This window comes from Croceicoccus naphthovorans, assembly GCF_001028705.1.
GTDB classification, from domain to species: domain Bacteria; phylum Pseudomonadota; class Alphaproteobacteria; order Sphingomonadales; family Sphingomonadaceae; genus Croceicoccus; species Croceicoccus naphthovorans.
Genome location: NZ_CP011771.1, coordinates 17,221 through 29,195, shown reverse-complemented (window position 1 = coordinate 29,195; position 11,975 = coordinate 17,221). Strand labels below are relative to the sequence as shown.

The 11,975-nt window shown below is 64.9% G+C and carries 8 protein-coding genes; 5 read left to right on the top strand and 3 right to left on the bottom strand.

Going from position 1 to position 11,975, the window contains the following annotated elements:
* Positions 1-11 precede the first annotated feature (11 nt).
* Genes AB433_RS17725 through AB433_RS17705 form a run of 5 tightly spaced genes read left to right on the top strand, consistent with a single transcriptional unit; the run spans position 12 to position 7,844 of the window.
* Positions 12-2,138, top strand: coding sequence for a conjugal transfer protein TraN (locus AB433_RS17725; RefSeq protein WP_156170929.1), 2,127 nt, complete (start codon positions 12-14; stop codon positions 2,136-2,138).
* A gap of 10 nt (positions 2,139-2,148) precedes the next feature.
* Positions 2,149-2,538: a hypothetical protein gene (locus AB433_RS17720; RefSeq protein ID WP_081796435.1), complete on the top strand. Its 390-nt coding sequence runs from the start codon at positions 2,149-2,151 to the stop codon at positions 2,536-2,538.
* Between the two features lie 2 nt (positions 2,539-2,540).
* Positions 2,541-3,359: a conjugal transfer protein TraF gene (gene traF, locus AB433_RS17715; RefSeq protein ID WP_037486412.1), complete on the top strand. Its 819-nt coding sequence runs from the start codon at positions 2,541-2,543 to the stop codon at positions 3,357-3,359.
* Positions 3,359-4,810, top strand: coding sequence for a conjugal transfer protein TraH (locus AB433_RS17710; protein WP_037486414.1), 1,452 nt, complete (start codon positions 3,359-3,361; stop codon positions 4,808-4,810). The genes traF and AB433_RS17710 overlap by 1 nt, the downstream gene beginning before the upstream one ends.
* Before the next feature lie 16 nt (positions 4,811-4,826).
* On the top strand, positions 4,827-7,844 hold the full coding sequence (locus AB433_RS17705) for a conjugal transfer protein TraG N-terminal domain-containing protein (protein ID WP_047824435.1): 3,018 nt from the start codon (positions 4,827-4,829) through the stop codon (positions 7,842-7,844).
* Between the two features lie 345 nt (positions 7,845-8,189).
* On the opposite strand, the gene AB433_RS17700 is transcribed toward AB433_RS17705, so the two are convergent.
* The 3 genes from AB433_RS17700 to mobF all read right to left on the bottom strand — a co-directional run bounded on the left by AB433_RS17700 (position 8,190) and on the right by mobF (position 11,970).
* Complete coding sequence (locus AB433_RS17700) at positions 8,190-8,426, bottom strand: DUF5818 domain-containing protein (RefSeq protein WP_007015863.1); 237 nt, start codon at positions 8,424-8,426, stop codon at positions 8,190-8,192.
* A gap of 247 nt (positions 8,427-8,673) precedes the next feature.
* A complete protein-coding gene (locus tag AB433_RS17695) occupies positions 8,674-8,877 on the bottom strand; it encodes a hypothetical protein (protein WP_007015864.1) in 204 nt (67 codons plus the stop codon).
* 48 nt (positions 8,878-8,925) lie between these two features.
* On the bottom strand, positions 8,926-11,970 hold the full coding sequence (mobF, locus tag AB433_RS17690) for a MobF family relaxase (protein ID WP_007015865.1): 3,045 nt from the start codon (positions 11,968-11,970) through the stop codon (positions 8,926-8,928).
* Positions 11,971-11,975 lie beyond the last annotated feature (5 nt).

Genomic DNA, 11,975 nt, shown 5'->3' with positions numbered 1-11,975 from the left:
CGGGATCACGGATGGCAAGGGGCAGGGCGGGCCGGTTCGCGCGCCTTGCTCTCCCCTGCCTGCTACTCGCGCTCGCCTCGCACCCGGCCCACGCGCAGGTCTATATCCCGCCGCCCGATGATCTGGTCGAAGAGCTGCCGGTCCTGCCGCCCGACGTCGATCCCGTCCTGCCAGCACCCACACCCCCGCCACCTTCCGCGTCAAACGCCATGAGCGCGGAGGAAGCCAAGGCCGAGGCGAGGAGCACCGGCGCCGCGCTGCGGGGAGCCTACCAGGGGCTGACCCAGGAGGCGGGCGCCGCAGGCCAGGTCCCGGGCTATCAGGAGAGCTATCCGGGCCAGACGAGCTATTACACCAATCCGGAAGCGCTGCAGACCGACGGCGCGGTGGCGGGCTGGAACAGCGAAGCTTACCAGACTGCCAACTCTACCACCCGGCCGACGGTCGATGTAACGCGCAGCGACCTTGCCCGCGCCACTGCGATCGAAGCCGATCCCGATGCCTATCTCGATGGCATGAGCGCCGATGGTTCGACCGGCGACTGCGTGCCGCTCCCGCCCGGTTCGGGCGCAGCCAACACCGCGGAATGGACCTGCCATGTTGGCTCGCAGGTTGTCGAGCAACCCCGGACCTGCACCAGCAGCCTCTCGGTCGCGGAGTGGAATGACATGCTCTACCAGTATGTCTGCGTGATCGCGCCGGGGTTCGACGGCTGCACCGCGCTTGCTGGAAGCGGCCAGTGCCGCAGGACCGCGACCTATCCGGTGCCGGACTACAACCTCACGGTCGACTATTACGACTGCGATACCGCCGTCAGCGATCCCAACGCCTATTTGATCGCCGCGCTGCCCAAGCCGCCGCCCGCCGATGCCTTCGCGGTCGTGAGCAACGCCTATCGCTGCAATGCCCAAGGCATGATCGATGCCCTGACCTTCGATCCCGTTACCGGCATGCCGCTGCAATACGTGACGGGGCTTCAGCAATGCGGATCGATTGCCTCGGACACGACCTGCACGCGCACGAGCGCGGCGGCGGCCGGGCTTGCGGAGCGCGTCCTGTGCAAGACCTGGGATTTCATCGGCGATCCCTTCGGCGGCGGCGGATACCTGACCTGCATCGAGCCCGCCGCGCCCGAGGAGGTCTATCTCTGCTCGTCGAATGTCGCCGGAATGACGGCGGAGAGCGCGGTTTCGAAATGGTTCACGCAGGTGTGGACCGACAGCGCCTGCAGCAGCGATCCGGCCAGCTGCACGCTGTCCTCGGAAATCTGCACCGCGCCCAATGAAACCAGGGTCATCGGCGGCGTGGCGGTGACCCGCCCATGCTGGGAGACGACGCGGACGTACCTGTGCCAAAACGTGGTCGGCGGCGGCAACGACTGCGGCGCGCTCGAGGCCCAGGCGGGCTGCTCGCTTGCGCGCGAGGTCTGCCTGGACGATCCGCCCTCAGCCGATGGCTCCTGCGCGGTCAGCGAGCGGGTCTATTCCTGTCCGATCCCGGGCACCAGCGAGGAGCCCGCGCAGTACATCTGCGGCGGCGACGTCTACTGCGTGAACGGCGAGTGCGAAGCGGTGGAGCGCGAGGCCTCCGACGAGTTCAAGGATGCCGTGGTTGCGCTCAATGCACTCGGCCAGGCCAATGCCGAGTTCGACGAGGCCGCGCTCACGCTGTTCAGGGGGACGCGCGAAAGCTGCTCGCACAAAATCTTCGGCCTTTCGAACTGCTGCTCGGGCAAGGGCGTGCCGCTGCTCACCCCTTGGCTCTGCTCCTCGGCCGAGAAGCTCCTCGACGAGAAGGACGATGCGGGCCTGTGCCACAAGGCCGGGACCTACTGCTCGTCGAGCTTCCTTGGCATCTGTGTCACCAAGAAGGACGTCTACTGCTGCTTCCAGTCCAAGATCAGCCGCATCCTTCAGGAGCAGGGCCGCCCGCAGATCGGCAAGCCCTGGGGCAAGCCCAAGACCGAGACCTGCGAGGGATTTTCGATCTTCGAGTTCCAGCAGCTCGACCTGTCGGTGATGGATTTTTCCGAAGTCTACGCGGACTTCATGGAAGCCGCGAAGCTCCCCGACGAGGCCGCCGCCCTGGTCCAGATCCAGCAGAAGATCGCCGACTACTATGCGGCGCACAAGCCATGAGGAGCACGTCATGACAAGGAAATTCCAGAAACGGCCTCCCGGCGACGTGCTGGCGTTCGAAGTCGACGGCCACCGGCTCTGGGCCCACACGAGCCTGTCCGAGTTTTTCGTCGTCATGGCCTTGAGCCGCCGCAGCCCTGCGACCTCTTCCGAGGTCGCGCGCGAGGCATCGACCTGGCTCGACACGCCGCTGCCGCCCGGTGGCCTCGACCGCGCTCTGCACACGGTGGCCGGACTGGGCTGGGCGCGCCTGGATGAGGGAATTTACACGATCAGCAGCGATGGGACCAGGATCATACGCAGCTGCCACATTGCCTACACGCGCATGTTGGGAAGCGGCGTCATTCACCTCGATGACGCAGCTGCCCGAAGCTGCGCAGCAGAGTTTGAAAGGTCCTGATCATGATCCTGCGTCCCCGAACTTCGCTCACGGCGCTGGCCGCACTTCTGGCCGCACCCAGCACTTTGGCGCTTGCGGCTGACCCGCACGGCGACGGTGTCGAAGTCGAGCAGCAGGAAGACGTGCTCTACTGCAAGGAGCGCAGGCTCGGGACCTGGTTCTACTGCGAGCGGCCCAAAGAAGCGCCGCGAGCGGCAGCAGGTCCTGCTGCCTCGGCGCGCAGCCAGCTCGCGGCGATCTCGGCCAATCTCGAGGAGCTGAAGGCGCGCGCCATCCTAGATCCGAGCGCCGAGAACGTCACCGCCTATGTCCGCTTCCAGCGTGAGCAGCTCGACCGTTCCTCGCTGTTCGCCGATGTCTGGCAGCGCGCCCTGTGGCAGGATCCGGGGCTCGACTATACGCTGCAGCGCCCGGTCTCGACGCTCGGCAAGCGTGCCTGGATCGACCAGCGCAAGACCGACCGCGACCTTGCCATGGCGAAGCTTTCCGGGCGCTACGGGGTGTTCTATTTCTACGCCTCGAGCTGCGGTGCCTGCGATATCTTCGCCCCGATCCTCAAAGCCGTCAGCGACAGGTACGGGCTCGCCGTCCTCGCGGTGTCGATGGACGGCGGCCCGACCGCGACTTTCCCGAACTATGTCGTCGATGCCGGGCAATACGAACGGCTCGGGCTCGGCACCGATCGCCAGGTGCCCGCGCTGGTCCTGTTCGACTCTGTCACCAAGCAACCGATGCCGATCGGTTACGGCATCCTCAGCCAGGACGAGATCATGGACCGCGTGTTCCAGCTGACCCAGGTTCAGCCCGGGAGCGACTTCTGATGGGCGGCCCGCTCACCCGCCGCCTCGCCGGCGCCTCGCGCAAGGCCTTGACCGCCGTGCTCGCTGCTGCGGTCGTGCTCGCTGCCCCCACGCCCGCCCTCGCGGGCGTCGAGGGCGAGATGCAGAACTTCATGTCTGACATGGGCGCGCAGGCCAATGTCACCGGCCCTTCGGCCTACCAGGGACAGTCGGCGGGCTACTACTCGGGCGGCGCCATGTGGTCGCGTTTCCCGCAGAAGAACATCCAGCCCTTCAACATCCAGCTGCCGCACGCGCGCGCCGGCTGCGGCGGCATCGACCTCTTCGCCGGCTCGTTCTCGTTCATCAACACCGCCGAGCTGGTGGCGATGCTCAAAGCCACGGCGAACAATGCGCTCGGCTTCGCCTTCAAGCTCGCGATCGACACGATCTCGCCCGAGATCGGCAAGGTCATGGATGAGCTTGCCCAGAAGGTGCAGCAGATGAACCAGATGAACATCTCGTCCTGCGAGACCGCACAGGCGCTGGTCGGCGGCTTGTGGCCGACATCCGACACAGCCTCCTCGGTCATCTGCGAGGCGATCGCCAACAGCCAGGGCGCGGTCGCCGACTGGGCCAAGGCGCGCCAGCAGTGCAACAATGGCGGGCAGCGCGAGGCCCTGAAAGGCGCGAATTCCGACCCCGACATGAAGGAACAGGCCGGGATGCCCAACAATTACACCTGGGAAGCGCTCGGCAAGAAGTATGGCGGCTTCGACACCCAGTTCCGCGAGTTCCTGATGACGCTGGTGGGAACAGTGATCTATGATCCGAATGGCACCGGCGGCAAACCGCGCGTGCAGTTCATCGGCCCGGCCGATTCGGCGCTGATCAGCGCCATGCTCGATGGCACCTCGGCCGCGCCGCACAAGGTCTGGTCCTGCGGATCGGACACGGCCAAATGCATGGCACCAGTCGAAACCTCGCTGGTGATCGGCCCCAATGTGGCGCTGAAGGCCAAGGTCCGCGCGCTGATCGAAAGCATGGCCCTCAAGGTCCGCGATCCCGGTGCATCGCTCACCCCGGCCGAGGTCCAGCTCCTCGGCATGGCGAGCGTACCGGTCTACAAGATCATCACGGTGAGCGCGGCGGCCGAGTTCGGCATCTCCGCGCAGGAGATCAACGACCTTTCCGAAATCGTCGCGGTCGACCTCGTCACCACCATGACCATGCGCTTCATCGACATGGCAGTGAACGCGCGCTCGGACTTCAACGGGGCGGACGCGGATTCCTTACGCGAATGGCGCGAGGGGCTTTACGAGACCCGGCGCAACTTCCTGGGGCTTGCCGCGCGCACCTCGCAGCGCTTCGACCAGACCTTTGCGCTCATTCAGCGCACGCAGATGCTCGAAAAGACGTTGCGCACGCAATTGAGCCCGCAGATGTCGGCGGCGCTGCGCTTCTCGCGCACGCTCAACAGCCAAGTCCAGTAGGGGCGGGAACCGCACGATGCTCGAGGTCTTCACGGTCGGCGGCGGCGAATATCTCGTCAACACCTTCAACGCCATCGCCGCCTGGACCGGCTCGGGCGGATTCAAGTCGCTGATCCGCGTCGTCATGGTGATGGGGCTGATTTACGCGCTGCTCGTCACCGCGATGGATCTCGACTGGCGCGCGTGGCTTCGCTGGTTCATCCAGTCGACGCTGATCTACCTCGTGCTCATGGTGCCGACGGTCACCGTCAAGGTCACCGACCGCGTCAATCCCGGCCTTGCCCCCGCCACGGTCGCCAACGTGCCGATCGGGCTCGGTGTGATGGCCTCGTTCACCAGCCAGGTGAGCGACTATTTCACCCGCACCGCCGAGACGGTCTTCGTCATGCCCGCCGCGCTCAACTACTCGAACGGCGGCTTCGTCTACGGCGCGCGGATGTGGGACAAGGTGCGCGGCTTCGAGATCCGCAATCCCGTCTTCAAGGCGAACCTCGACGGGTACCTCAAGCAATGCGCCTATTACGACATCCTCTTGGGCACCAAGAGTCTGAAGCTGCTCAGCGAATCCACCGATCTCTGGGCCGACCTTGGGGCGGGTGCCGCGACCAACCGCGGCATGAAGTACCTGACCGATACCGGCACCGGTTCGGTCGATATCGAGGGCAAGACCTGTGCCGAGGCCTGGGCGCTGATCGACGCGCAGTGGGACGCCGAGATCAATGCCTATGCACTGCCCTTTGCGCACACCATGTACCCCAAGCTCAGCCAGGTCGCCGCCGGGGCGAAGCTCGCCGCCGACGTGCCGGTGATTTCGCAGCTGCTCACCGGCACCGCCATGGGCCGGAACCAGTTCCTCAAGCAGAAGAGCGTGGTCGATGCCTTCGAGGCCGCCCAGCTCGACTTCGGCAATGCCGACAGCGATTCCTTCGCACTCCAGCGCGCCGATGCCCAGACCCGCAACGCCATGACCACCACGGCCGAGCAGGGGCTGATCTGGATTCCGGTGCTGAACGTCGTGCTGACGGTCGTGTTCTACGCGCTCTTCCCGATCGTCTTCCCGCTCCTGCTGTTCCCGAAAAGCGGCATCGCGACGCTCAAGGGCTACTTCGCCGGCTTCTTCTACCTCGCCGCCTGGGGACCGATCTACGTCCTCATCCACATGTTCATCATGGACCGGCTTGCCAGCCAGACCGCCGCCAGCACTGCGGGCGGAGTCAGCCTTGTCACTTGGGCCGGTATCGATGCGGTAAACCAGGACGTGGCGACGATGGCCGGGTTCCTGATGATGTCGGTGCCGGTCCTCGCGCTGATGGTCATGCGCGGCACATTGTCGGTCGCGCACAACATGGGAGCGCTGCTGTCACCGGCGCAGGGCGCGGCCGATGCCGCCGCAGTTGAGCGCACCACCGGCAATTATGCGTTCGGCGATGTCAGCTACGGCAACCTCAATGCCGAAAACCGGCAAATGGCGCAGTGGAACCTTGCCCCCAATCTCATGGCAGGCGCACCGCAGGCGAGCCTGCGCGGCGATGACGGGCGCATGTACCGCACCTATGGCGATGCGCATTCGGTGATCGATGCGAGCGGCGCGATTTCACAGCTGCCGTTCAAGGCGACGATGACGCGCGGCTACGCCAGCGACTTGCGCAATCAGGGCCAGTGGTATCTCAATGAGGCAGACCGCATCGAGAACGGCACATCGACGACCTGGTCGAGCTCGCGCGGGCGGTTCGGCAGCGAGGTTGCCGCATCGAGCCAGGTCAGGGGCAGCCGCAGTGAAAGCGGCTCGCGCGCCTCCGACACCCACAATGTCGGCGGCAATGTCCTCATCGAAGGCTCGTCGGGCAAGTCGACCCGCGAGGTCACCAACGATGACCTGATCCTGCGGCAGGGGAATAGTCGTTCAAATAGCGATTTTGCCAACCGGGTGTTCGGTTCGAGTGTCTCCCTGACCGGAACCGGTACGATCGGAACGCCTATGCAGGACGCCGCCGGAAGTGGACTTGCAGGTTCATTGTCTGCAGCCCTGTCTGGTCGCAAGGAGACTGGCGATAGCGCGAGCGCCGGAACTGAACGCTCGGCCACCAATCAGGTCACCCGTGGCACCGACAAGTCCGAGGATGTTGGTAGCCGGGTCGTGATCAGCGGCAATGCGGGCGATGTGCAATCGAGCGGGACCTACAGCCAGGACTCGGAATACTCCGATGCGAGCCAGTCGCACACCAGCAGTGGCGGAACCGACTGGCGGGTTGCCGAAGCCGAGGAACGTCGCGCTGCCGCTGCGCGCTACCGCGAGATCGGGGGCCGCATGATGTCGGAAGCCAGCTATGCGGAGAGCCACGGATTTCAGGTCTCAAGCGATATGTCGAACCTCATCCAGGAGCGCTACGAGACGCTGCAGCGCGAACATCCCGAATGGCACTTGCCCGACATCTCCAATCCGCGCCTCGACTACCGCGATATCGCCCGGCGCGACCAGGCGATCAGCTTCATCATGGACGACCTGATGAGCGACTTGCGCAGCCGCCGGATCGACGAACTGGCCGATGTCGCGAAGATTGCGGGGCAGGGCACTCTGGGTTCGGCTGCAGATCTTGGTACGCCCTCTGGCGTGCCGCTGCCATCAGGAAGTCTGAGCGAGAGCAGGCTGATCACGCAGGACTTTGCTGGGCCGGTCGATGGAGCCGCCATGGCACGCGAGCTCGGACTTGGCATCAAGCGTGGTGTGCGGCTCGACCGGATGGATGGATCGCTGGTCCCGGCGATGGGCGCGGTCGCTGAAGAGGCGAGGGCGCTTGGCCTGCCAAAGCCAGTGGTGACCTCAGGGAACGACAGCAGCCAGCATGTCTCCGGGTCTGCGCATTATGCCAATCGCGCGCTCGACTTCAGGGGAAACAACATCTCCGACCAACAGGGTGCGCAATGGGCTGCCCGCGTGCGAGAGCGTCTTGGCCCATCCTATGCCGTCGACTTCGAGCGGTTCCCCGACAATCCGGCGCGCGACCACCTGCATGTGGCCAGGCGGAAAAACTAAGGCAGGTCAGCCAATCAGGTTCGACATATATGCCAAGAAGACCGCCACGATGCACATGAGTACAGCGAGGGCGATCGAGAGAGGGCCAGCTGTGCGACCGTTCGAGCCGCCAAATGTCGGGAGCGGTTGCCCGGTCACATGGTCGAAATGACCCGGGCGGGGATAGATTGGGTGTCCATCAAGTCCGTAGCGATCATGGTCCATGGCAGGGTCTTCCTTATCCCTGCTTGGATAGCCCAAACGGGCTCGATTTTCAATCGCATGGCAGGGCAATTCTGCGCCCCACGCCCTTGACGCTCCATCCTCCTCCCGCAGCGCGCATGCGCTGAAGATGGCACGCTAGGTTCAGCAGGCCCCGGCAATTCGTTCCCAGTACTCAACCTCAATACGGTCGAGATCGACAACCTTTCCGCGAATGCTCACTCTGCCTTCGAGGTCTTCGGGCACCTGATCGTCAACGAACCCGAGGCGCCAGATGACACCCTCATCATCGCGCAAGAGCGGGCCGCGCGGTGAAGCTTCGATCATTCCCACATGGACATTGGCGGCGCGCGAGTTCGGTTGGTGCATGGTCTTGTTCATAGCGAATGGAGAATGACGGGCGCCCGGATACGGCGAGTCACGGCTCTTCTAGGGCTGAAGCACCATCGACACCACCCTTTGAACGAAACGAGCGAGGCACACCCCATGCGATCTAAAACGAACATTGCACGGTTTTCTCCATCGCCTGTTCGGCGCGGCCCGGTGGGAGGCGGCCCGGACCGCGCCGTTCCGGTCAGGCACGGCGCAAGGCCAGCCCGGCGGAAAGGGAAGCGGGAATAGGCGCGCATCAGAAAAACCCGGTGCGCCGCCCATAGGAGAGGTCGCTTGGCGCCGTATCGCCAAGCGCAGAACGGCGTACACTGAGCGTCACACTGCCCTCACCGCGGGCGCGCAGGTGCAGGTCGCGCAGTTCGAGGCCGTTGCGCTCGGCCCAGTCGCGCGCATCGGCTTCGCTGGCAAAATCACCGATTTCCTGGTGGTCATAGGACATGAGTTGGGTCTCCTTGGCAGGTGGATAGATTTGGGGCAGGGGCGCCACTCACAGGTCGAGCCCCAGCGACTTTTCCGGAACGGGAAGCTGGCGCACTTGCGCTTCGGGCCGGGGACCAAGCACCGCATCGAGCTTGGCCCTGAGCTCCGGACTCATCTTCAGGTCTGGCACTTGGCGCGCATCGGTCGGGTTCGCGGGCGGCTTGTCCACCTCGATCCGGCCGGTCGCTTCGAGCGCCGAGGTCTTGTTACCCGGCGTGCGGTCGAGCTGAAACTTGAGCGCGGCAAGGTCGTTGGTGACCACATGCATGTCGTCAGTGGCACGCGTGTTGAGCACGTTCTGCGTGCGCTGGGTGGCAAGGTTGCGCTGGCTTGAGGATATGACCTCGATCGCCCGCGCAATAGTCACGCCCTGCGCCATATGGGCATTGAGAGCATAGCCCAGGTCAAGCCGACGCAGCATCGGGTCGCCGGCGGGCAGGGTGACCTGCCGCCTGTCGGAAAGCTCCAGCGTGACCGCATCCTTCGATGTTGCCAGCACCGTGGCATAGGTCGACTTGGCAATATCGCGGCTAGCGTCCTTGTCGCGCCAGAACACGGTATCGCCGTCGTGCAGGCGCAGATCCTTCTGTTCGTAGAGCCCGAGCCGGTCGAAACGGTGCTGCGGATCGAGCCGGTCGGGATCGATGAGTTTTGTGCGGCCTTCGCGCTCGAGCATGACCTTGCCGTCGCGGCGCACATCGCGGACAGTGTATTCGCCCTTGCCCAGCCCCAGTTCGCGCACCTCCATGCGCGCTTCGAGCACCTGACCAGCGCGATAGGTCGACGCAAAGCGCATTTCTTCGCGGGTGGTGTTGGCGCTTTGCAGCACCTTGAGCGCCACGCCTTCGCCTTTGAGCGTGCCCTCACGCAGCAAGCCGGCCTGGACCAGCGCATTGATCTGCGCGCGATCGTCGCGCCCGGCGGTAAAGATCGCGGTCTGCCCGCGCCGATCGGGCGGCAGGGAGAGCCAGAGATCGGCTGCCGCCGCGACATGGTCCTTGCCCGCTTCGGTGACCTTGCCGTGCGAAGCCAGGAGGTCGAGCGCAAGGCTGGCATGACCTTCGTTCGACAATCCCGCGACCGCGAGCAGCAGCGGCGAGTTCTTCTGGCGGATATTTTCGTCCATCCGCACGGTTGCGTGGCCCGCGCTTTGCGAGACCGCGAACATTTTGCCCTGTTCGATCGCCGACAATTGCTGACGGTCGCCCATGAACGGCGCCTTGGCGAGATCGAGCCGCTCGGCGATCGCGATGACCGAAAGCATGTCGCGCGAGGAGACCATCGAGGACTCGTCGGTGACAACGACGGTGTCCCTGAGCTCAGCCTTCGCCGCCTCGAACCGCTCGCCTTCCCCGCGCGCTGCGGCCGAGCCATAAGTGCTGACGAACCGCGCGATGGTATAGGCCTCGATCCCGGCCGCCTGCATCTCGTCGACCGACATCGCCTGACTGCCGCCGCCGCGCAGGTCAGCAACCATCTTGTTCTGGAAGGCAAGGCCAACGAGGCGCACGCCGTCTTCGGCCAGCACCTTCGCTACCGCGCCAAGCAGGGTCGACTTGCCCGCGCCAGCCACGCCCTGGATGTTGAGAAACCGGTCCTCGCCCGACAGGACCGCGACGCCTGCCGACAGCTGCCCGGCATTGAGTTGCCAGTCCTCGGCCCCTGCGCGTTCGCGTCCCAGTTCGCGCGCGGCCTGCTGCAAGCGTTCGACCGCCACGTCGGGCGCCATGAACGCGCGGCCATTTCCGGCACCGGCATCGATGCGGTCGAGAATCTGCTGCTCGCGCGCCAGCGCCTCGGGTGTTGTCACGAGATCAAAATGCCCGTCGAGACGGTCGGACTTTCCGGGAATGAGCTGACCGCTCTCGATCAGCTGCCCGATACGCTCGATCACCGCCTCGCCTTCTAGCCCCCTGATCTGGAAGCCCAGCGCAGCGGAAAGGATCGCATGCGGACTGAACGCCGCCTCGCGTTCGGAGAGATGCCGGATCGCCGAAGCGGTCGCATGCTGCGCCTTGATCGTCTCTGCCGAAAGGAACAGCGCCGCGGGTCCGGATGCGGCGAGATCGCTAGGCAGTCTTAGAGCAGCCGATATGCGTGTCGTGACTTCGGCAAAGGCCTGGCTTGCAGTCTCGCGCATGGTGGGGCGAGCCTGCGTTGCAGCGCGTTCCTGCGCTTCGGCAACCAGCGCCTTGCCATCGAACCCCAGTTCCGCCGCACGCGCCTGCCAGCCTTCGACCAGCGCTTGTCGGTCGGCGACATCGAGCTTGGGATCGCGGGTGTAAAGCGTGATCTGTTTCTTGGTGGCGAGCCTCGTGGCGCCGGTCTCCGCGATCTTCGCCTCGATCTCGGCAGTGCGCGTGGAGAAGGCCTTGATGACCTCTTTGGGCACCCCCTTGATCTCGAAGGCCCCATGCTTGCCAGACGCCTCGGTCTCGTATCCCAGCCTCTGCAACCGGGCGCGAAACGCGGCGTGGTAGAACTGCCCGATGGTGGTGTTGTTCTTCCAGATCTCGCCGTTCCACAGCGCCTTCCAGTTGCCCTTCAGATCGCGCGTCAGGTTGGCGACGACGGCGTGGACATGGCCTTGCGGATCGAGCGCGCGGCTCGTGTCGTGAGCGAACAGGGCATAGACGAGATTGCCGGTCTTTTCGGGTTCGCCATTGCGGTTGCGCTCGTAGTTGCGCGCTTCGGCAAGGCGCTTTTCGACAAGCTGGCTCATGGTCGATTTGACTGCGACAAGATGTGCATCGAGGATGCGCTTGTCGCCAGTTACCAGCGCCAGGATCGATGCGGACTTGGGCATCGAAAAGGTGAGATCGAGACCCAGCCTGCGCCCCTCGACCTGCCCCACCATCTCGCCACTGGGCAGCTTGCCGCCGAGCACCGCTTCGAACGCATCCCGACCCACGTCGCCTTCCAGCCCAAGCAGCCGCGCACCTTCGCCGCCCCAGACCCCGGCTTCCGCGTTCTCTTCAGCCGTGTAGTAATTGTCGTTCGCGAAATAGTCGGCTGCGCCGCCTGCGGACCGAACCGGTGCGATCGAATGCATCGCCG